At 66.6% G+C, this 20,577-nt stretch carries 18 protein-coding genes and 1 tRNA gene; 10 read left to right on the top strand and 9 right to left on the bottom strand.

The window, feature by feature from the left end:
* Positions 1–55 precede the first annotated feature (55 nt).
* From epmA to DI526_RS17675, 4 genes are all read left to right on the top strand, one after another.
* Positions 56–1,102: an EF-P lysine aminoacylase EpmA gene (epmA, locus tag DI526_RS17690; protein WP_304280754.1), complete on the top strand. Its 1,047-nt coding sequence runs from the start codon at positions 56–58 to the stop codon at positions 1,100–1,102.
* Between the two features lie 211 nt (positions 1,103–1,313).
* Entirely contained in the window at positions 1,314–1,499 is a 186-nt protein-coding gene (locus tag DI526_RS17685; protein ID WP_304280752.1) for a hypothetical protein, read from the top strand.
* A 4-nt stretch (positions 1,500–1,503) separates the two neighbouring features.
* The gene (locus tag DI526_RS17680) at positions 1,504–1,980 is read left to right on the top strand and encodes a tellurite resistance TerB family protein (protein ID WP_304280750.1); all 477 of its coding nucleotides are present in this window, start codon (positions 1,504–1,506) and stop codon (positions 1,978–1,980) included.
* A gap of 77 nt (positions 1,981–2,057) precedes the next feature.
* Positions 2,058–2,759 carry a VIT family protein gene (locus tag DI526_RS17675; RefSeq protein WP_304280748.1) on the top strand — a complete coding sequence of 234 codons (702 nt, stop codon included), beginning with the start codon at positions 2,058–2,060 and terminating at the stop codon, positions 2,757–2,759.
* On the opposite strand, the gene DI526_RS17670 is transcribed toward DI526_RS17675, so the two are convergent.
* Positions 2,756–3,190 (bottom strand): acyl-CoA thioesterase, encoded by a 435-nt coding sequence (locus tag DI526_RS17670; RefSeq protein WP_304280746.1) that lies wholly within the window; start codon positions 3,188–3,190, stop codon positions 2,756–2,758. The two genes, DI526_RS17675 and DI526_RS17670, sit on opposite strands and share 4 nt — an antisense overlap.
* Positions 3,191–3,193: 3 nt before the next feature.
* Positions 3,194–3,478: a zinc-finger domain-containing protein gene (locus DI526_RS17665; protein ID WP_304280744.1), complete on the bottom strand. Its 285-nt coding sequence runs from the start codon at positions 3,476–3,478 to the stop codon at positions 3,194–3,196.
* A 151-nt stretch (positions 3,479–3,629) separates the two neighbouring features.
* Between DI526_RS17665 and DI526_RS17660 the strand changes: the two genes are divergently transcribed.
* The 5 genes from DI526_RS17660 to DI526_RS17640 all read left to right on the top strand — a co-directional run bounded on the left by DI526_RS17660 (position 3,630) and on the right by DI526_RS17640 (position 10,209).
* A complete protein-coding gene (locus DI526_RS17660) occupies positions 3,630–4,592 on the top strand; it encodes an ABC transporter ATP-binding protein (protein ID WP_304280742.1) in 963 nt (320 codons plus the stop codon).
* A 97-nt stretch (positions 4,593–4,689) separates the two neighbouring features.
* Positions 4,690–5,751, top strand: a complete 1,062-nt coding sequence (locus DI526_RS17655; RefSeq protein ID WP_304280741.1) for a purine nucleoside permease — start codon at positions 4,690–4,692, stop codon at positions 5,749–5,751.
* Positions 5,748–7,064 (top strand): NCS2 family permease, encoded by a 1,317-nt coding sequence (locus tag DI526_RS17650; RefSeq protein ID WP_304280740.1) that lies wholly within the window; start codon positions 5,748–5,750, stop codon positions 7,062–7,064. The genes DI526_RS17655 and DI526_RS17650 overlap by 4 nt, the downstream gene beginning before the upstream one ends.
* Before the next feature lie 67 nt (positions 7,065–7,131).
* Positions 7,132–7,208: transfer RNA gene (locus tag DI526_RS17645), tRNA-Arg, on the top strand.
* Positions 7,209–8,187: 979 nt separating this feature from the next.
* Complete coding sequence (locus tag DI526_RS17640) at positions 8,188–10,209, top strand: acyltransferase family protein (protein ID WP_304280739.1); 2,022 nt, start codon at positions 8,188–8,190, stop codon at positions 10,207–10,209.
* On the opposite strand, the gene DI526_RS17635 is transcribed toward DI526_RS17640, so the two are convergent.
* From DI526_RS17635 to DI526_RS17605, 7 genes are all read right to left on the bottom strand, one after another.
* On the bottom strand, positions 10,192–12,150 hold the full coding sequence (locus tag DI526_RS17635) for an alginate lyase family protein (protein ID WP_304280737.1): 1,959 nt from the start codon (positions 12,148–12,150) through the stop codon (positions 10,192–10,194). The genes DI526_RS17640 and DI526_RS17635 overlap by 18 nt on opposite strands.
* Before the next feature lie 113 nt (positions 12,151–12,263).
* Positions 12,264–13,361 (bottom strand): glycosyltransferase family 4 protein, encoded by a 1,098-nt coding sequence (locus DI526_RS17630; protein WP_304280735.1) that lies wholly within the window; start codon positions 13,359–13,361, stop codon positions 12,264–12,266.
* Positions 13,358–13,831, bottom strand: a complete 474-nt coding sequence (locus tag DI526_RS17625) for a serine O-acetyltransferase (protein ID WP_304280733.1) — start codon at positions 13,829–13,831, stop codon at positions 13,358–13,360. Before DI526_RS17625 ends, DI526_RS17630 begins: the two co-directional genes overlap by 4 nt.
* 27 nt (positions 13,832–13,858) lie before the next feature.
* On the bottom strand, positions 13,859–14,998 hold the full coding sequence (locus tag DI526_RS17620) for a glycosyltransferase (protein ID WP_304280731.1): 1,140 nt from the start codon (positions 14,996–14,998) through the stop codon (positions 13,859–13,861).
* Positions 14,995–16,113, bottom strand: a complete 1,119-nt coding sequence (locus DI526_RS17615) for a glycosyltransferase family 4 protein (protein ID WP_304280729.1) — start codon at positions 16,111–16,113, stop codon at positions 14,995–14,997. Before DI526_RS17615 ends, DI526_RS17620 begins: the two co-directional genes overlap by 4 nt.
* The gene (locus tag DI526_RS17610) at positions 16,113–17,630 is read right to left on the bottom strand and encodes a lipopolysaccharide biosynthesis protein (RefSeq protein ID WP_304280727.1); all 1,518 of its coding nucleotides are present in this window, start codon (positions 17,628–17,630) and stop codon (positions 16,113–16,115) included. Before DI526_RS17610 ends, DI526_RS17615 begins: the two co-directional genes overlap by 1 nt.
* A 37-nt stretch (positions 17,631–17,667) precedes the next feature.
* Complete coding sequence (locus DI526_RS17605; RefSeq protein WP_304280725.1) at positions 17,668–18,909, bottom strand: glycoside hydrolase family 5 protein; 1,242 nt, start codon at positions 18,907–18,909, stop codon at positions 17,668–17,670.
* Between the two features lie 333 nt (positions 18,910–19,242).
* Here DI526_RS17605 and DI526_RS17600 point away from each other — a divergent pair.
* On the top strand, positions 19,243–20,577 hold a 1,335-nt coding region (locus tag DI526_RS17600; protein ID WP_304280724.1), incomplete at its 3' end, for a heparin lyase I family protein.

Genomic DNA, 20,577 nt, shown 5'->3' with positions numbered 1-20,577 from the left:
AGCGCCCTCCTATAGCGAAAGGGGCGAAATCTCCAGTCTCTTCGGTTTAGAGCCCTTGCCGCACCCTTCCTCGACCTGGTGGCGCACAGACGTCCACCAAGACCGCCGCCCATTCCTCCTGGCGCGCAATCGCATCACCAAGGCCTTCCGCGCCTGGTTCGAGGCCGAGGGCTTCGAGGAGGTCGAGACAGCCGCCTTGCAGGTCTCGCCCGGGGCCGAAGCGCATCTGCACGCCTTCGCCACCGAGGCGCTGAACCCGGCCGGCGAGACGGCTCAGCTCTACCTGCACACCTCGCCCGAGTTCGCCTGCAAGAAGCTGCTGGCGGCGGGCGAGGCGAAGATCTTCAGCCTGGGCAAGGTCTGGCGCAATCGCGAGCGCGGACCGCTGCACCACCCCGAATTCACGATGCTGGAGTGGTATCGCGCCGAAGCGCCCTACCAGACGCTGATGGACGACTGCGCCGCCCTTGTGGCCCTGGCGGCCGAGACGGCGGGAACCCGGCGCTTCGATTTCCGGGGCGTGGCCTGCGATCCCTTCGCCCCGCCCGAGCGGCTGTCGGTCGCCGAAGCGTTCCGGCGCCATGCGGGCGTCGACCTGCCGGCCAGCGTGGCGTCCGATGGGACCACTGATCGCAACGCCCTGGCCGCCGAGGCGGTGGCGGCGGGCATCCGTGTCGCCGAGGATGACACCTGGGCCGACATCTTCAGCCGGATCATCGTCGAGAAGGTGGAGCCCCGCCTTGGCGAGGGCCGGCCCACGATCCTGTGCGAGTACCCCATCCCCGAAGCGGCGCTGGCTCGCCCCAAGGCCGCCGACCCGCGCGTGGCCGAGCGCTTCGAGCTCTATGCCTGCGGCGTCGAGCTGGCCAACGCCTTCGGCGAGTTGACCGATCCGGTGGAGCAGCGTCGGCGGTTCATCCTCGAGATGGACGAGAAGGCGAGGGTCTACGGCGAGCGCCATCCGATCGACGAGGACTTCCTGGCCGCCCTGGCCGACATGCCAGAGGCGTCGGGCTCCGCCCTCGGCTTCGACCGTCTGGTCCTGCTGGCGACCGGCGCTCGCCGGATCGAGGACGTGCTCTGGACGCCTGTCGCGGGCTAGCGTCAAAAATTTCGCTCTCCCCTCTTGAGTTACGGCCCGTTTCTTCCAAAGTCCTAGATGCGGGCCGGGCCCCTCTGACGTTCGACGCTAGCGTCGACCGTGATGTCGGACCGCATCGAGTGCGCTCGGTGCCGGGTCCTGAGGACGCTTTCCCCTCCCAGCCCCCTTTGGTCCGACATCGGCGCACTCCCCAACAGAGGAGAGCGACGACATGCCCCTGATGAACGCCCAGCAGCTTCGCGCGGAGATCGCGCGGCTGAGCATGGCCATGCGCGAAGAAGGCGAGCGGCCCAATCCCGACAAGGCCAAGATCCAGATCTGGAACCTGCGGCGACAAGGCCTGCAGGAGCGGCTCTGGACGATGGAGCTGGACGCCGCCACCGCCCGCTGGGCGTGAGGCGATGTCCAAACCCGTCAACAACAACGAGAACGAGGAAACGACCATGAACAACGCCCTGCGCAAGGCGCTGGCCCCGACCGACGTCTGGACTCCGCGGCAACTCGAACAACTGGACGCCGTGGTGGCCGCCTGCGCCCTGATCGCCCACGCGGATGGCGAGGTCTCGACCGAGGAGCGCGGACGGATGCTGGATCGTATTCGCGGCCAGGCCGGGCTGATCCCCTTCGGCGTCGACGACGTCCTGGAAGCCTTCGAAGCTCTCGACGCCCGGTTCGAGACCCGTCCGGACGAGGCGCGCGCCGAGGCGGAGATGATGGTCCGTCGGCTTAGGGGCCGCGCCGAGGCCGTCGAGGTCGCCGCCGCCGCGGTGGCCGTATCCATCGCCGACGGCGGGCTCGAGGCCGACGAACGCCAGGTCATCCTGGATATCTGCGCCTGGCTGGACGTCGCGCCTGGTCAATTCGACCTGACGCATTAGCCCGTAAGCGCGCGCGGCGCTTGACCCAGGCGTCTCGGGGGCTCCTCCTGCGGTCAAACGAGAGCGGAGGGGAGCCCATGGCGCGCTTGAAGGCCCACGTCGAACGGCATGCCGTGTCGCGGATCGGCTGGCTACGCGCGGCGGTGCTTGGGGCCAATGACGGCATTGTCTCGACCGCGGCCCTGGTGGTCGGCGTCGCGGCGGCGGAGGCCTCGCGCGGCCCGATCCTGCTGGCGGCCGGCGCGGGCCTGGTGGCGGGCGCGATGTCGATGGCGGCCGGCGAATATGTCTCGGTCAGCTCCCAGGCCGACAGCGAGGCCGCCGACCTCGCCCGCGAACGCGAAGAGCTGGCGACCAGGCCCGAGGAGGAGCTGGACGAGATGACCGCGATCTATGTCGCGCGCGGCTTGACGCCAGATCTCGCCCGGCAAGTCGCCGTTCAATTGAACGCCGGCGACGCCTTGGCCGCTCATGCGCGGGACGAGCTAGGCATCTCCGAGCATCTGGCGGCGCGCCCGGTCCAGGCGGCCCTGACCTCGGCCGCGACCTTCGCGGTCGGCGCCGCCATGCCGCTGGCGGTCACCGCCCTGGCGCCCTTGGCCGTGATGATCCCGGTGGTCACGGCGGCCACGCTGCTGGCGCTGGCGATGCTTGGATGGCTGGGCGCCTGGGCCGGGGGCGCGGCGCCGCTGAAGTCGGTGATCCGCGTGACGTTCTGGGGCGCCCTGGCGCTTGCGGCCACCGCCCTGATCGGCAAGGCGTTCGGCGCGGTCGTCTAGACGGGAAGCGGACGCGGCTTTCGGTGCTCGTCGATGGCCACGAAGGTGAAGACGCCCTCGGTCACCTTGTGCGCCTGCTCGCCGTCACGGCGGCGACGCCAGGCCTCGACCGCGACCTTGAGCGAGGTCCGACCGGTGTGGACGACCTTGGCGAACAGGCTGACCTCGTCGCCGACGAAAACCGGACTGATAAAGGTCATGCCGTCGATGGCGATGGTGGCGCAGCGGCCCGCCGCGCGGTGAAAGGCGATCGACGCCGCCGCGAGGTCCATCTGGGACAGCAGCCAGCCGCCGAAGATGTCGCCTTCGGGATTGGTGTCCGACGGCATGGCGATGGCGCGCAGCACCGGCGCCTCGTGCGGCCACTCGGCCTTTTCCCAGGCCTTGGCGAGGGTCTCGGCCCGCTGGGCCGGCGGCACGCTGTCGTTCACGGCTTAGTGGCCGCCAGCGCCTTCGTAGACGCCGGGCGCGAGTTGCTCGTGCTCGTCGCCCTCGCCGGTGGCCGCGACGAAGCGACGATCGCAGTATGGGCAGTCGACGAAGCCGGCCGCACCCATCTCGAGCCAGACGCGCGGATGACCCAATGCCCCGCCGACGCCGTCGCAGGCGATGCGGTGCGAATGGACGATAATCGTCTCCGGCGCGGGACCGGCGATCGCCGCCGGATCCATGGCGGTCGGAACGGTCGCGTTGGCGGGCGTATTTTTGGCCTTGGCCATCTTCGGAGTCCTCGAATTCGGATCGCGGTCTTGGCGTCACCGCGAACGAGGCATACCTATGCGACGCCGAAAGGCGCCGTCAATCGACGCGCGCCTCCAGGGCCCCTTCACGCGGCGTTTCCGGCCTCGCCGTTTGCATTCTGGACGATTCATGGACCTGCCCGCCTACGCCATCGAAGCCGAAGGCCTCTACAAGACCTACGCCGCCACCAAGACCTCGCCGGAAAAGCGGGCCCTGAACGGCATCGACCTGAAGATCCCGCGCGGCTCGATCTTCGGCCTGCTCGGGCCGAACGGCGCGGGCAAGTCGACTTTCATCAACATCCTGGCGGGCTTGGTTCGCAAAAGCTCTGGCACGGTGCGGATCTGGGGGCGCGACATCGACCAGCGGCCCCGCGACGCCCGCGCCGCCATCGGCGTCGTGCCGCAGGAGCTGGCCGCCGACGTCTTCTTCACCCCGCGCGAATCCCTGGAGGTCCAGGCTGGCTTCTACGGCGTGCCCAAGCGTGAGCGCCGGACGGACGAACTGCTGAACGCCCTGGGCCTCGGCGACAAGGCTAACGCCTATGTCCGGCAACTCTCGGGCGGCATGAAGCGGCGCCTGATGGTGGCCAAGGCCATGGTCCACCAGCCCCCGGTCCTGATTCTGGACGAACCTACCGCCGGCGTGGACGTCGAGCTGCGCCGCCAGCTCTGGCAGTATGTCACCGGCCTGAACGAGCTGGGCGTCACCATCGTCCTGACCACCCACTATCTTGAAGAAGCGCAAGAGCTCTGCGACCAGATCGCCATCGTCAACCGCGGCGAGGTCGTGGCCTGCGAACCGACGGGGACGCTGCTCAGCCGAATGGACAGCCGCAACGTCGTGGTCACCCCGGAGCAGCCGGTGACGGCCGCGCCGGCGCTCGCCGGCTTCGACACCAAGCTGCGGACGGGCGGCGCCTTCTCGGTCAGCTATCGCACCGGCCAATCGAGCGTCGAGCAGGTCCTGGCGGCCGTGCGCGCCAGCGGCGTCCTGATCAAGGACATCGCCACCGAGGATCCCGATCTGGAGGACGTCTTCGTCGCCCTCACCTATGGCGACCCGAACGCCGCCGATCCGACCAAGGACTAACCAACCCGCCTCGAGCCAGGCCCGCGAGAAACGAACGCGCTTGCCAGGCTCGCCGGGTCGCGCCAGCTTCCCCGCGATTTGTGCGTGAGGGGGTTCTATGCGGCTGTTGGGACTTGTGGCGGCGCTGTGCCTGGGTCTGTCGACCTTGGCTCATGCGGAAGCGGCCAAGCCGATCCCCGTCAAGGTCGTGGTGCTGACGACCTTCGAGATCGGCGCGGTGACCGGCGACCGGCCGGGCGAGTTCCAGCCCTGGGTCGAGGGCCTGCCCCTGAAGGAGTCCGTCACCGTCCCCGGCCTGCGTCACGCGGCGCGCTGGTCGCCCGAGACCGGGGTGTTGGGCGTGATGACGGATATGCGCGGCCGCGCGCGGGAGAGCGTCGCAGCCCTGATCCTGTCCAAGCAGTTCGACTTCTCGAAGACCTACTGGATCGTCGCCGGCATCGCGGGCGTCGATCCCAAGGCCGCTTCCATCGGCAGCGCCGCCTGGGCGCGCTATGTCGTCGACGCCGATCCGATCTATGAGGTCGACGATCGCGAGATCCCGGCGGACTGGCCGTACGGCCTCTATTCCCTCGGAACGGACAAGCCCAACGTGAAGGGCTCGGCCGCGGGCTCTTCGGGCATGGTCTGGACGCTGAACTGGCGGCTCGTCGACTGGGCCTACGGCCTGACGGCGCAGACGCCCCTGCCCGACAGCCCCGCCCTGGCCAAGCTGCGCGCGCCCTATGCCGGGGAGGCCAATGCGACCAAGCCGCCCTTCGTGCTGAAGGGCGAGGCGCTGGGCGCCACGCGCTTCTGGCACGGCGCCCGCCGAACCCAGTGGGCAGAGGACTGGGTCAAGCTCTGGACCGACGGGGCCGGGACCTTCACGATGACCGACTGCGAGGACCAGGGCATCCTGGATGTTCTCGATCTCTACGCAAAGAACGGCAAGGTGGACTTTTCCAGGGTGCTCGTCCTGCGCACCGCCAGCAACTACTCGCGTGCGCCCCTGGGGGCGCCGGAGTTTCCCCGGGCGTTCCATGACGAAGGCGCGATGGCCGCCTTCGACGCGGCTTTTCGGGTCGGCTCGATCGTCGTGCGCGAACTGGCCGCCCACTGGGACCGGTACGAGTCCAATACGCCCAGCATGATGTCCAACGGGGGGGCAGGGAAATGATCGAGCGGATGTTCAAGTTGTCGGCGCAGGGGACCTCGGTCCGCACCGAGGTCCTGGCGGGCTTCACGACCTTCCTGACCATGGCCTATATCGTGATCGTCAACCCGACGATCCTGGGCCAGGCGGGCATGCCCGTGGCCGCGGTCGCGGCCGCCACCTGCCTCGCGGCGGGCTTCGGCAGCATCCTGATGGGCCTGATCGCCAACTACCCGATCGCCCTGGCGCCGGGCATGGGCCTGAACGCCTATTTCACCTTCACGGTCGTCAAGGGCATGGGCCTGCCCTGGGAGACCGCGCTGGGCTGCGTGTTCCTGTCGGGCGTGGCCTTCCTGGTCCTGACCGTGGCGGGCGTGCGCCAACTGATCGTCGCCGCCATTCCTCGTCCGCTGTTCTCGGCCGTCGCCGCGGGCGTGGGCCTGTTCATCGCCTTCATCGGCCTCAAGGAGGCCGGGATCATCGTCGCCGATCCCGCCACGACGGTGGCGCTGGGCGACCTGACCAAGCCCAACGCCGCCCTCGCCGTCCTCGGCCTTCTGGTCATGGGCGGGCTGATGGTCTGGCGGGTGAAGGGCGCGATCCTGATCGGCATCCTCGTCGCCGCGGTCGCCGGTTGGGCGCTGGGCCTCGCCAAGATCGTGCCTGGCGAGTACGGCCTGGCCGCCTTGACGGCCACCGCCTTCAAGCTCGACGTCCCCGCCGCCCTCCATCTGAACGGCGGCATGGGCATGGCGATCGCCGAGGTGATCTTCGTCTTCCTGTTCGTCGACCTGTTCGACAATGTCGGCACCCTGGTCGCCGTGACCAAGAAGGCCGGGCTCGTCCAGCCGGACGGAACCATCCCGCGCCTCAACCGCATCCTGACCGCCGACTCGATCGCCACGATCGGCGGCTCCCTGGCGGGCACCTCGACCGTGGTCAGCTATATCGAGAGCGCTTCCGGCGTCGCCGCCGGCGGCCGCACCGGCCTGACGGCGATCGTGGTCGGCGTGCTGTTCCTCGTCACCCTGTTCTTCGCGCCCTGGGTGCAGGCGATCCCCGCCGCCGCCACGGCGCCGGCCCTGATCATCGTCGGCTCCATGATGATCGGTGCTCTGGCCGACGTGGATTGGGAAGACCCCGCCGTCGCCATCCCGGCCTTCCTGACCGTGATCGCCATTCCCCTGACCTTCTCGATCGCCAACGGCCTGGCCTTCGGCATCACCGCCTATGCCGGGCTGAAGCTGATCCGCGGCCAGGCGAAGACGGGCGACTGGCTGCTGTTCGTGCTGGCGGCCCTATTCGTCGCGCGGTTCATTTACATGGGCGTCGCTTAGCATGCGACGCTCAAGACCGTTTGCGCCAAGGCCGCCTTTCGGCTAAGACCCGCTTCCCGCAAGGGATGCACCCGTAGCTCAGCTGGATAGAGCGTTGCCCTCCGAAGGCAAAGGTCACACGTTCGAATCGTGTCGGGTGCGCCACTCCTGCCAAGGAGTCGATGCTTTCAAGCAAGCTCCGGCGATCTCTCCCGGCGCAGAGCTGTAGCGTTACGCTTTCGATAGGCTTTACGAGACTTGGAGCGGCGTATTTCGTGCCCGTCTACCGAGCCTCACCGGAGACAACTTGGTCGGCCAGACAGCGCCGATCTGACGTTCGCGTCCAGTTTTGAGGTTTCGCCGGCAGCCCGTGTCAATTTTCTGACCAGATCGCCGCGATCTTCGCACTTCACCGCCCCCAACCGCGCTAAGTTATTCAACACAAAAGGCGGACTACTGCGGGCAACAGCCCTAATATACACAAATGAAGATTGAAAAAGAAAAGGTATAGATTTTTAATATTGAAATTTAACATCGATTTCCGGGCGAAGTCTTCATTTGAGCGCGGGACTTCAAAGCCAGCCTATTAGATTCGGCATTCGCCTTTTGCGAACAATCCGCACATATGCACATAAATTCGCCGCACGCCCCCATGCCGGCCATCGCCTCACGCTGGCCTGCCTCGCCCGGCGCAGCGAAAATCAACCTATGATTTTCATTTTGACTGGACGATAAATCGGCTACTTCGCCGCCCGCCGAGGGACTTTCCGCCCTTGTCGTGATCAGGGCCACACCACGCCTTAGGATAAGACTGGCGCCTGAATGACCAAGATGGAGCTTGCGATAGGCCCGCTAACGCCCCCAAGCCGAGACCGCACCGAGCCCCTCGCGGCTTTCAGGCCAGCAAGCATCTCTTTCTTCCCACGCTGGCGATGCGGGGCCGCGCTCCCCGGGTCGTCAGTCCCCCTTCCCCTGCATAGTTCTATTCCTCTCAGGGCCGCCCCATCCTCCTGTTAAGGCCTCTGCGCCTTCAACTGAAAACGTGGCCCTGAACACGGTTTCTTTAAAGATTTAACGCTCAAACACACCTATGGAGACGGTCGCCTCAAATCAGACGGGTGACCGCGAGGAATGAAGTGGGGCTATGGAACACAGGCACGACATTAACGGTCTGCGTGCGATCTCGGTCATTGCCGTACTGTTTTTTCATTTCAACCTCCTGGGTCTCCAAGGCGGCTTCGCCGGCGTGGATGTGTTCTACGTGATCTCCGGTTTCCTCATGACCGGCATAATCATCCGAGGTGTAGACAAGAAGACTTTCAGCTTCAAAGACTTCTTTGCCGCGCGCGCCCGCAGAATTGTTCCGGCCCTCAGCGCCATGGGCTTGGTCACGCTTCTGGTCGGGTTCTTTCTGGTAGATGCGCAGTCGTACCGGGAGCTTGCACTCGACGTATTAAGTGCGAACTTTTTTGTATCGAATGTGAAGTTCTTCCGAGAACACGGCTATTTCGACTCGAACTCAAACTTCAAATGGATGCTGCACACCTGGTCCACGAGCGTGGAGTGGCAGTTCTACATCCTCTATCCTATCTGCCTCATTCTCATTCGCCGGCTTTTCCAAAGCCCCAAGGCGGTCGCCATCACGCTTTGGGTGGGCCTGGCGATTTCCCTGGCCGCCGGCGTCCGATTTACGTCGACCCACCAGGCTGCGGCCTTCTATCTCCTGCCCTTCCGCGCCTGGGAGATGATCATCGGCGGCCTGGTCGCTCTTCGAGCGCCCGGTGGAGACGCCGAAGCGGCCGAGCCCAAGCGGATCAATTCGCTTTTTCTGCATTATCTCGGCCTCGCCATGATCTGCCTCTCGATCATCGGCTTCGGCCCAGCGACGCCATGGCCCTCCTACTGGGCGATCGCGCCCGTGCTCGGCGCGACCTTGGTGCTGCTAGCGGGCCAAAAGGACGCCTTCTGGGCGCGCCTGCCTATCGTCAGCACGTTGGGCGCCTGGTCGTATTCGATCTACATCTGGCACTGGCCAGTGCTGGTCCTCAGCCATTACCTGGACCTGCCTGAAACCCTGGGCGTCCAGGTCCTGCTGCTGGCGATCATCTTCCTGCTGGCCTACGGCTCCTACACCTTTATCGAGACGCCCTTCCAAGGACGTCGGGACGGCGCGACGATGCGCTTTGGCGTGCATCCTCGCATGCTGGCGCTTGGCGCGCTCTGGTCGTCGGCGGTTCTGTTTGCTCTCTTCGTGACGCTGGCCGGCGGCCTGCCGCAGCGCGGTTCAGCGTCGCCCGAACTCGTCAAGGACTACGCCATCGCCGCGGCGGACCGCACTTTCCCGGACACCTGCTCCTGGAACCGAACGGCGCGGAAGCTGACCCCCTGCGTGATCGGCTCGCCCAACCAGGGCACCGCCTTTATCGGCGACTCGCACGCGGAGATGCTCTATGCGCGCTTCGCGGCCAATCCGAAGGGGCAGTCCTACACGTTCCTGACGCTGGGGGGCTGTCCCCCCTTGCTGGGCGTTCGGAAGGCGCACGAGGCCGGTTCGGAGTGTGATCAGTTCGCCAAGCAGGCCTTCCAGATCGCCACGACACAGCCCTATAAGCGCGTCGTCCTGACGGCGTTCTGGCCCGTCTACCTGGACGCGCCGCCCCCGGGCAAGCCGGGCAACCCGAACCAGCTGTGCTTCGTCGGCCGCTTGGGCTGCAAGGTCGAAGACGATCCTGCAGCCTACCGGCGCGCGCTCGACCGGTCCTTCGAGCAGCTGGCCCAAAGCCTGTCGGTGGTGAAGGCGCGCGGCGGCGAGGTGGTGGTCATGCTGCCCACGCCCTATGCGACGTTCGACATCCCGCGCGAGATCCGCAAGGACCTGTTCTGGGGCAAGGGCGCCGATCACTTGAGCAACCTTCCGCGCGCCGAAGTCGAAGCGGCGACGGCGGAGTCTCGCGCGCGCCTCCTTAAGCTGGCGGCGCGGCTCGGGGCGCGCGTGATCGACCCGCTGCCGGTGCTTTGCACCGCCACCGTCTGCCCGCTCACCGCCCCGGACGGCCGGTCGTATTACATCGACTCGAACCACATCCGGGCCAGCATGATCCGGACCGATCGCTTCAACTATCTGGACGCGATCGCGGCCCCGCCGTCATCACCCAAGTCGCACTAGGGTTCGAACACCGGTCTTGGGCATGCGCCCGCGCCAGGAGATCCGCGGCGCGGGCGTCTTGACGCCAAACTGGGGAGAAACCCAGCCGCCCTCGCCCAGAGCCCCGCCGCTGGTCACCGAGACACCGCCGGCCGCGTCCAGAAGCAGATCGGCGAGGAACACGCCCTGCTTGCTCAGGCGATAGCCGCCCTCGATCGCCAGGGCTTCGATGTCGGCGGCCAGCTGGAAAACGACCTCCACCTCCGGCTCCGAACCGGCGCTGGCGGCGTCCAGCCGATCGACCACGACATAGCCGCGCTCATCCGCCTCGAGCGTGCGGACATGGGTGACGCCGAAGCGACCCTTGTAGCCATCGTGCGAGGCCTGCAGGCGCCAGGCGCCCGACGCTCCGCCGTCTTCGAACAGCTCCAGCTTGCCATTGGCCTTGTGAGACCAGTTGAACGGACCGGAGATGATGCTCTGATCAGCGCCGTTGACGGTGACGGTGCTGTGCGAGCGCGTGCCGCGGAACCAGTCGCGCCATTCGCCGCCGGAGTGGTAGAGATAGGTGCCGGGATCGACGATCACGTCGTGTCCGTCGATCGTCAGGGTCAGGGCGTTGGCGTCGGCATGGCCGTGCGCGGCGATCGCGAGATAGCCCAACGGCCCATGGTCGATCACCAGGCGCGCTCGGCGCGCGGCCCGGCTCTCCTGGACCACCGTGTAGCCCCCGTTGGCGAAGGTGCGCGCGCCGCTCAGCGGCTCGCCACCGCCGGCGGGAGACGAGAACAGCGCGTCGCGAAGCTCCAGGCGTGGCTTTTCGACGAGGCCTTCAGCCGACGCGCCGTACATGCCAAGGATCGCCGCCGCGACGGAGTCCGCATAGGTCTTCTCATGCGCGCACAGGGTCAGCACGCGCCCCTCGTCATCGTCGCCGATCGCCGGGGTCGAGCCGTCGACATTGCTGAGCCACAGGACAAAGGCGGCGAACGCCTTGAGCTGACGCTCGACATCCGGCTTGAGCGGCGCGCCCGCCAGGCGGCCGGCGAGGTCGGCGATCAGCAGCATCTCCGCGCTGAACGCCCCATAGGTCGGCGACTGCTCCGCGGGCGCGCCGTCGGCGAAGATCTGCTTTTGGCTTTCGACTTCCAGGACCTGGGCGGCGTGCACGCGATGCCGCTCGGCGTTCGGCGCCCAGGGCATGCTGAGACAGATCAGGAACTCGCCGACCGCCTCGGCGATCAGGTGGTTGTTGGCCGAGCTGAAGCCCGAGGGGAAGCGCGTCAGCCAGTAGAGCGAGGCTGCGAGGATCTCGCGGATCTGCCGCTGCGACTCCACGGAAAGCTTCTCGCCGCACAGCGAGGTGACGACGATCAGTGACGCCGCGCGCAGGCCAACCTCGATGCCGGAGTTCCAGCCCAGGCCGCGGAAGGGCGGATTGGCGCCATGCCAGCTGCCGATCGCGTCGTTCAGGGCTTTCAAGGCCTGCGGATCGTCGGCCAGGGCGACCTGGGCCGCCAGAGGCTGCAGGAATTGGAGGCGGTTGAACTCCCAGACGTACTTGATATCGCCAAGCTCGCGCTCGTGGCGGTAGGCGATGTCGAAGCAGAACTGATCGTTCCGCCAGGCCTTTCCCGTCACCGGATCGAGCGACCAGACGCTGGGCGGAAACAGCGCCTCGGCCGGACGGCGCGGCCAGTCCATGCCCAGGGCCGAGAACTCTCCGGCGAGCACGCGCGCGCTGGCTTCGGCGATCGCCGTCCGCCGCTCGGCCGACGCGCCGCGCACCAGGGCGGCCGCGAGGCCGGGAATGCTGGGAATCTTGGCGCTATCGCTGGCGAAGGCGGCCCAGCCATAGGCCTTCTGGCGCGAGGCGCTCCGCTTGGCCTGCTCGACGACCCGATGGGCGATCTCGGCCGGGCTCATGTTGGACAGCCGCTTGAGATACCAGGCTAGCGACATGACAGCTCCTTGCTAGAGCGCGTTAGGTTTCAACAGGGGCGGCTCGACCGCTCGGGATCGCCGCGTGTCGGCAGGTTCGGATCAGGCCCAGCGGGTCGCGCTGAGCCTGGCCGTCAGGCTTTCGCCCGGACCGCCGCGGATTTCCAGATGGCGACGAGCCGATCGACGTACGGCTTGATCTCGAGGTTTTCCGCGTGGAAGGCCCGCGCCGCGTGGCCCAGAGCCTTGATCCTGTCCGGCGACTCCACCAGCGATCGCAGCGCCTGCGCCAAGCGATCGGCGTCGCCCACAGGGACGAGCAGCCCGGTCTCGCCGTCCTTGATGATGTCCTCGACCGCGCCGACGGGCGTCGTCACCACCGCGAGCCCGTGGGACATGGCCTCTATCACCGACATCGGCAGGTTCTCGTCATGCGACGGCAGGACCAGGACGTCGGAACTCTTGAGCAGCTCGTCGACCTGCTGCGGTCCGACCCAGCCGGTGAACCGCACGGCGGCGTCGAGACCCAGCGCCTCGGACTTGGCTTCGAAGCCGGCGACGTCGCCATCGCCCGCGATGACCGCCGACCAGCGCGGGTCGTCCTTGAGGATCGCCAGGGCGTCGAGCAGTTCCGGCACGCCCTTGCGCTCGCCCACCCGTCCCAAGAAGAGGATCCGGGTGCGGTCGCTCTCGCCGACGACCGCCTGGGGCGCCGCGGGGGTGGCGTTGGGCAGGATCACGACATGGCTTCGCGGCGCCTTGGCTTCCACATAGTCACGCCACACGCCGCCCAGCACGGCCACTGCCGCGGCGTTCTCGAACATGATCTTGACCTGGTTGGAAAGCCAGGTCGGCAGGCCGTCCCAATACTGGCGGAAGCGTGATCCGTGCAGATGGATGACATAGGGCACGCCGGCCGCGCGCGCCGCGGCGGCGACGAACAGCTTGCGGATGGTGCTGCCGTGCGAGGACAGATTGATATGCGCGACCGGGCGGCGCGCCGTCATCCTGGCCCCGAACAGACGCGCGATGGTCTGCAAGGTCAGCGCCGGGGCCATCAGGATCGAGCCCTGGCCGCGGGTGACGACGAACCGCGCGGACATGTCGGTGCGCGGCCGCGCCTCGAGGTCTCGGCGGACGCCGTCCATGATCCGATCGATGCCGCCCTTGCCGCCTTCGCCGAGCGGCGTGACGATCATGACGGTCAAGGGCTGGCCTTGCGGGTCGTTCATTCGGCGCCTCCCACTGGGTCCGCGTCGTGGCGATAAAGCCGGTTGTCGATGTCACGCCGCTTCACCACCGCCGGCACGCCGGCCACCACGCAGCGCGCAGGCACGTCTTCGATCACCACGGCGTTGGCCGCGACGATCGAGCCTTCGCCAATGGTGATCGGGCCGATGAGCCGCGCGCCGGCATGGACGATGACGCCGCGCTCCAACGTCGGGGCGCCGATGATCGGGGCCTTGCCGCCCAGCACCACGTGGACGCCGATCTCGCAGTCGTCGCCGATCGTGGCGCGATTGTTGATCACCACGCCCAGACCGCCATGGTGGAAGAACACGTTGCGGCCGATCTTGGCGCGCCCCGGAACGCTCGCCGCGAACATCAGGCGCGACAGGCCGTCCAGGGCGCGGCCCAGGGGCGCCAGCTTGGCGCCGTAAAGCCGGTGGGACAGTCGTTGGATCGTGTTTAGCAGCGCCATGACGATGTCGCCTCTGATGAAGGTCTCTTAGGAACGCGACGGCTTTCCAGCCGTGTCGATCAACAGCCGCTCATAGCGCGACACCATGGCCTCGATGGAGTAGCGCTCGACCGAAGGCCGTGCGCGCGCCTTCATGGCGCGACGCAGTTCGGGGTCGCTGAAGCGACACAGCCGATCGACCAAAGCGTCCATGTCGCCCGCTTCGAACAGATAGCCGTTGACGCCGTCCTCGACGATTTCGGAGGCGCCGCCGATGTCCGACATCACCATCGGCACGCCCGAGGCCAGCGCCTCCAGGGCGGCCAGCGAGAACGTCTCGACACGCAGGCTCGACAGTAGGCCCACGTCGAAGGCGGCGACGAACGGCTTCACGTTGCGCTGCTCACCCGCGAAGACGACGTGCTCGCTGACGCCCAGCGACGCGGCCAGCTCCTCGACCCGGGGGCGCGTCGGTCCGTCGCCGACGCAGAGCAGCTTCGCGCGCATCCCGCGCGCGCGGGCCAGGGCCAGGGCCTCGACCGCCTGCTCATGGTTCTTCTCGGGTCGGAACGCCGCCAGCATGCCGATCACGACATCCTCCGGATCCAGACCGAGCGCGACCTTGGCCGCATCAGAATCCTCGGACGGCGTGAAGCGCGAGGCGTCCACGCCATTCTGGATCGTCGCATTATGCTTGGCGTTCAGCCCCCGGCCCGCCCAGTAGCGCGCCTGGTTGGCGCTCACATAGATCATCAGATCCATCATGCTCGCGGCGAACTTGAAGAGGGGCAGGCGCTTTTCTTCGTCGGGACGCAGCAAGGTGGTGTGGAAGACGCAGCCGACCTTGGCCTTGGTCGCCCCGAACACCCGCAGCAAGGTCGTCACGATGGCGGGGGCCTGATTGATGCCGAGGATCAGGTCCACGTCCTGAGCCTTCAGCGCCTTGGCCACCACGCCCCAGCCTCGCAGGTCCGACATGCCCTTTAGGTTCAGCAGGACCGGATCACGCGCCCCCGGCATCTCGCGCATGGCCTGGGAGGTGCGAGGCCCGTAGACCATCAGCCGCGTATCCCAGCCCCTGTCCATCAGGCGGGCGCGCAGATCCAGCGTGTGCCGCTCGGCGCCGCCGACGTCCAGTCCCGCCACGAAAAACAGGACCCTCGGCTTCTGCTCTTCGACCGCGCTCATGCCTTCGTTCCCCTCACGTCCAGTCCTTCGTAGGCGTCGATCAGTTTCGCCGCGACCGCGTCCCAGCTGAACAGGGTCTGGGCCGACGCCGCGGCGTTGGCGGCGAGCCTGTCGCGCAAGTCTTGATCGCTCGTGATCCGCGCAATCGCTTCTGCGAGCGCCTCGGCGTCGCCGGCCGGCACGAGCAGCCCCTCGACGTCATCCCGCACCGCGTCGATCAGCCCGCCGACCCGGCTGGCGATGATGGGTCGGCCATTGGCGATGGCGGCCGCCACGACCCCGCTCTGGGTGGCGTCGCGGTAGGGCGCGATGACCGCGCTCGACGTCTGAAACTCGTGGATCGCCTCGGCGGGCGTCAGGAACGACGCCTTGAGCTCCACGCCCGGCGTATTGCGCAGGCGATCGCCAAGCCGATCGAGCTCGGGGCCTCGCCCGGCCACCACCAGGTGTACAGGCGCGCCCTTCGCCGCAAGATGGTCGACGGCGTCTAGGAGAACGTCCACGCCCTTGTAGGCTTCCATGCGGCCGAAGAAGAGAACGCGCTTGGGCTCCGGGCTCGCGAGGCGTTCCGCCGTCGGCTCCAGAATAACGCCATGGGCCGTCGACACGATCGGACGGGTGTCCTGAGCATCGAGCGTCGATCGCATCAGGCGCGCGCAGTAGTCGCCATGCACATGGAACACCCGCGCCAGGGATCGCATGGTGGCGCGATAGCCCGCAGTCTGCCGGGCGCGCTCGGCGTCGACGCCCGAATGCGGCTGGGGATCGTGCACCGTCAGGACCACGGGAGCGAGGCGCGAAAGCGCCTTGATCAGGCGCGCGGTCGACTTGTCGGCCTGCTCCTGCAGGTGCGCCACGTCCATGCGGAACAGGACGGCGCGCGCCATGATAACGAAGAACCACAATGCCCGCGCCAGGGTGCTGGTGTACCTGTAGGCGATGATGCGGACCCCGGCGGCGCGGGCGTCGCGCACCAGGACGTCCTCGCACTCGGCCGTCAGGTTCTTGCCGTCGACGACCAGCAGGACCTCGGCGCGCGCGGCGAGACCGGTCGCCAGCCGCAGGCTGTATTCCGCGAAGTGCGGGGCGAAGAGAAGGATTCGCTGACGAGACATCAGGAGGCGGCTCCACGCTTCTTGATCATCGCCGAGACCTTGCCCAGCAGCGCCGCACGCTCGGTGGCGCCGATCAGGAACAGCAGCGCGATGGCGCCATAGATGGCCGTGTAAAGCACGCACGCCGCCAGGGTGGCGATCAGGTCGCGGCCGAGCAGACTTTCCAGAAGCAGCTTGCACGGGAAGGCGCAGGCCACCGCCAGCACCGGCGGCAAAAGATCCGTCAACTTGCCCGGAATGATGCCGAGCACCCGCGCCACGACGACGAAGCGCGTGATGTTGATCAGGGCGAAGGTCAGCACCACGGCGATGGCCGTGCCGATGGCCCCGTACCGCGGCGCCAGCACCGCGCAGAGCGACACGAGCACGACGCCCCCGACCGTCAGGATCCCCAGCTCCGTCCGGTGACGCCCGGTCATCGACAGCGCATAGCCCATCGGGGCCAGGGTCGCGCTGAGCAGGTAGCCCAGCGGCATCAGGAAGGCGATCGTCGCGTCGAACTGGAAGCTGTGGCCGAACACCAGGTCCAGGCGGTCGCCAAAGGTGGCCACGCCGCCAAAGACGAAGCCCGCGACGATGGCCGCCATGTGGATGTAGTTGCTGAGGGCCGATCGCACGCCGGCCATGTCGCCCTCGTGATAGCGTCGCGCCACCGTTGGGCCGAGCGTCTGGCTGGCCGCGAGCGGCCAGACCTGGACGAGCTGGGCGACCGTGCTGATCGCCGCGTACTCGCCGACCTGCTTGGCCGAGGCGAAGACGCCCAGCATCAGGATGTCCACGAACCGCAGCATGCCGTACACGAACAGGTTCAGCGCCATCCAGATCGACTCGGACAGCACGCCGCCAGCCTCGCGCCACCCTTCGCCCGCGGGCTTTGCCGGCGCGCTCTTGTCGCCGCGCGTCAGGAACAAGCGGTGGTGAACGGTCACGACCACGCCGCTGATGGCGACTTGCAGCAGGTTGATCAGCACGACTGCCGTGGTGTTCGGCATGAAGGCCATCGACAGCAACACCAGGATCAGCCGCGCGACTGGCTGTATATAGAGCGTCATCAGCGCGAAGGCGCCGGGGCGGTGACGGCCGCGATAATAGGCGCCCATGATCGCCAGGTCGGCCGCGATCGGCACGCCGGCCAAGGTGATCAGCAGCAGCACGTCGAAGTGGGCGAACCTGTAGACGTGGGTCATCAGCGGGCCGGCCAGCAGCAGCCAGCCGACGCCCAGCAGGACGACGTTGCCGCCCAACACGATCAGGCGCAGACGCCCGATCATCGCCTCAATGGTCTGGGCGCCGTCCTCTTCCCGACCCACGTGCTTGAGCAGGGCCAGGTCCAGGCCCGCCGGAGCGAGGATGATCAGCGCCGTATAGATGTTACGCAGGATGTTGACGATGCCGTACGAGGCCGCGCCGAGCATGCGCGCGATCATCACGCCCGTGACGATCGTGAGGACCTGCTGAAGGAGTTGACCGCCGGCCGTGACGATCACATCGGCCTTGCTTCCGAGTCGAGAGCGCATCAAACCCTGCGGTGCTGGCCTCAAGAGGCCCTAGATTTCAGTTCGAGAGGCCCAGCGCCTTCACGACTTCGCCGTCAAAGCCGCCGGAAGGGCCATCGGTTAAAAGCGTCATCCCGCCGTAACCCTTGTAAGCCCAGTAGGCCCAAGGAAACCCGTGCGCCTCGGCGGCCGACCGCACGGCGTGCAGCCAGGCGCTTCTCGAAGCACGGAACGTGGGACTCGCGGTTGGCTGAAAAGCGACGCCGAATTCTCCCATCACGATCCTGGATGAAGATATTCTTTGTGCTGAAGCCCAACTCGTTATCGCTGCGAAAGCAGAATTCAAATTCCGCCGTTCGCCCTCCCCGTCGAAGTAGGCCTTTAGCAGTCGTTCCGTCGCCCGTGAAGCGTCCAATTTTTGATCGGCCGATAATTGTGCGTCCTTGGCGATCAGCGCCTTCGCTTCGGTCACGGCTATCGCCTCGTCGCTCGGACGCGCAGGCCAAGGCAGATTACTGACATAGCGCTCCTGCTCTTTGCGCACGCCTTGGTGCGTAAAGATGTGGGGCTCGTAGTAATGAAAAGTGTAGTACACGTTACTGCCCTGAAAGGGCTGCGTGTCTAGCGCGATGAGGGTGCGATAACTGCTCCATTTCGCGCCGGTGAGCATCAGCGGCAAGGCCGCGCCGCCCGCGGATCTCGCGACGCCGTGCAGCTTGACCTGCATGGCTTGCCAGCGCGGCTGATCCTCCGCGCGCCACAGCGGCGGCTCGTTGAACAGCTCGAACACGACCTTGGAAGGGTCCAGGCGCGACAATGTCGCCGCCGTCGTCCCCGCCAGGTCCATGTAGGCGGCGAACGCGTCGCCGTCCGCCATCAGGCGCGCCGGCGCGAACTGCGGATTCTGCGCGACAGGATGAAAGTCGACAATGACGGCGAAGCCGGCCGCGATCAGCCGCTTCACGCGGGCCGCGACGATGTCCTGCAATTCGGCCCTTCGCGCCGCGTCGGCGGCCAGATGGATCGCGGGGTCCACCGTCAGCCGGATGAAGTCAAAGCCGCTGGCGCGCAGCCGCCGAAGCTCGGCGTCCGAGGTCTCATAGGTCCCTCCCACGAAGGGCGGCCACGCGTAATCCCCCGCCGCCGACATCTGCGGCCAGTTCAGGACATGGTGGAAATTGACGCCGCGGCGCAGCCGAGGCCCAGGCCCGCGCGGCGCGGGGGGAGCCGGCCGCGCGCCTGAGAGGCCAAGAGCCGCCAGCACCAACCCGATTGCGGAACGGCGTGCGATGATGGTCATGCTTCACTCAGCGCCTTCAGACGTAGCAGCGCCCCACCCTCTCCTATCATCATGATGTTCGCGCGCAATGGATAGCTGGCGCTAAGCTCCGCCATAAGATAATGGTCACGAATCAAAGTATCGCTCCGTGAGCCGCATAATAAATTGGCGCCGCAAACCGCTTCGACGTCGGATTAACCACGTTTGCGACAGTTCAACGCATACGCACTTTACCGCATGCCCCCGATGAGCGCCCCGTGATATTGCCTATGGCTACGGCTGGGGCCTCCGCAAACTTGTCACATTTCATCTATATCGCGCGGCTCCAGTATTGCAGTCGGTCGGGGATCAAACATGAGTTATTATGAGCCGAAGACGTATGAGCTTCAGAACGCGGGCCAAAGCTGGAGCGTCGCCAGCAACGGCGACAACATGCGCTTCGAAGTCCGTAGCGGGGACAAGTGGGCCAACGACTCCACAGGCAAAGAACGCTCGGAGATCGCCAGCTACAACAAGCTTTCGAACGATCAATACTACACCGTCTCCTATAAGTTCATGATCGAACCTGGCGACGCGAACACCGCCGACTGGCTGCTGATGGGCCAGATTCACCAGACGGAAGACGCGGTGGACAAGGGCGTCAGCCCGCCCTTCGCGATCCAACTGGTCGGCGAGCGCATGCAGATCGTCGTGCGCAGCGACCCCAACGCCGTGACCGTGGCGAACCCGGCGACCACGGTGATCTACGAGGATGAGGCGGACATCCAGCGCGGCGCCTGGTACGACATGGACATTCAGGTGGAGTTCGACCCCAAGGGCGAGGGACACGTTAATGTCTGGCGCAACAATATCCTGATCGCCCAGTACAGCGGCCCGCTCGGCTATGTGGACGCGATCGGCCCCTACTGGAAGAACGGCATCTATCGTTCGGCCGCGCCCGAACAGATCGCAATCAACTACACCGACGTCGAGGTGGCGACCGGAGCTGTCACGCCCCCCGGCGCCATCACGCCGACCGGCCCGATCCAGACGATCACGGCGTCGACGACCACGACCCTCGGGGTGCTGGGCAAGGGCCTGATCCTGACCGGATCGGCCAACATCAACGGCTATGGTAACGGCTACGACAACAACATCGTCGGCAATGCCGGAGCCAATATCCTGAAGGGATATGCTGGCGATGACGTCCTGACCAGCTACGCGGGCAACGACACCCTCGATGGCGGCGCGGGCGCGGACGCGATGTACGGCGGCCTCGGTGACGACAACTACTACGTCGACAATGTCGGCGACATCGTCAAGGAGGCCGCGAACGAAGGCACCGACTGGGTGTTTTCCTCCATTACATACTCCCTGACCGCCAACGTCGAATTTCTGACCCTGACCGGAAGCGACGCGATTAACGGCATGGGCAACAACCTGTCCAACCGCATCTACGGCAACGCGGCCGCGAATTCTCTGACGGGCAACGACGGCGACGACCTGCTGGTCGGCGGCGGGGGCGACGACACGCTTTCCGGCGGCAACGGCAATGACACGCTGGACGGCGGCGACGGCAACGACAACCTTTATGGCGGCGCTGGCATCGACACCATGAGGGGCGGCGCGGGCAACGACACCTATACGGTCGACAATACCGGCGACGTCGTCGTGGAAGCCGCGGACGGCGGTAACGACTCGGTCATGGCG

Source organism: Caulobacter segnis (assembly GCF_003243465.1).
Lineage (GTDB): Bacteria > Pseudomonadota > Alphaproteobacteria > Caulobacterales > Caulobacteraceae > Caulobacter > Caulobacter segnis_A.
This window is presented reverse-complemented; position numbering and strand designations above follow the sequence as displayed.

Bases quoted from the DNA above. Each gene is read 5' to 3' on its own strand.
- DI526_RS17685 (WP_304280752.1), top strand. From the start codon at position 1,314: ATGCCCCTGATGAACGCCCAGCAGCTTCGCGCGGAGATCGCGCGGCTG.
- DI526_RS17680 (WP_304280750.1), top strand. From the start codon at position 1,504: ATGTCCAAACCCGTCAACAACAACGAGAACGAGGAAACGACCATGAAC.
- DI526_RS17675 (WP_304280748.1), top strand. From the start codon at position 2,058: ATGGCGCGCTTGAAGGCCCACGTCGAACGGCATGCCGTGTCGCGGATC.
- DI526_RS17665 (WP_304280744.1), bottom strand. From the start codon at position 3,478: ATGGCCAAGGCCAAAAATACGCCCGCCAACGCGACCGTTCCGACCGCC.
- DI526_RS17660 (WP_304280742.1), top strand. From the start codon at position 3,630: ATGGACCTGCCCGCCTACGCCATCGAAGCCGAAGGCCTCTACAAGACC.
- DI526_RS17655 (WP_304280741.1), top strand. From the start codon at position 4,690: ATGCGGCTGTTGGGACTTGTGGCGGCGCTGTGCCTGGGTCTGTCGACC.
- DI526_RS17650 (WP_304280740.1), top strand. From the start codon at position 5,748: ATGATCGAGCGGATGTTCAAGTTGTCGGCGCAGGGGACCTCGGTCCGC.
- DI526_RS17640 (WP_304280739.1), top strand. From the start codon at position 8,188: ATGGAACACAGGCACGACATTAACGGTCTGCGTGCGATCTCGGTCATT.
- DI526_RS17635 (WP_304280737.1), bottom strand. From the start codon at position 12,150: ATGTCGCTAGCCTGGTATCTCAAGCGGCTGTCCAACATGAGCCCGGCC.
- DI526_RS17630 (WP_304280735.1), bottom strand. From the start codon at position 13,361: ATGAACGACCCGCAAGGCCAGCCCTTGACCGTCATGATCGTCACGCCG.
- DI526_RS17625 (WP_304280733.1), bottom strand. From the start codon at position 13,831: ATGGCGCTGCTAAACACGATCCAACGACTGTCCCACCGGCTTTACGGC.
- DI526_RS17620 (WP_304280731.1), bottom strand. From the start codon at position 14,998: ATGAGCGCGGTCGAAGAGCAGAAGCCGAGGGTCCTGTTTTTCGTGGCG.
- DI526_RS17615 (WP_304280729.1), bottom strand. From the start codon at position 16,113: ATGTCTCGTCAGCGAATCCTTCTCTTCGCCCCGCACTTCGCGGAATAC.
- DI526_RS17610 (WP_304280727.1), bottom strand. From the start codon at position 17,630: ATGCGCTCTCGACTCGGAAGCAAGGCCGATGTGATCGTCACGGCCGGC.
- DI526_RS17605 (WP_304280725.1), bottom strand. From the start codon at position 18,909: ATGACCATCATCGCACGCCGTTCCGCAATCGGGTTGGTGCTGGCGGCT.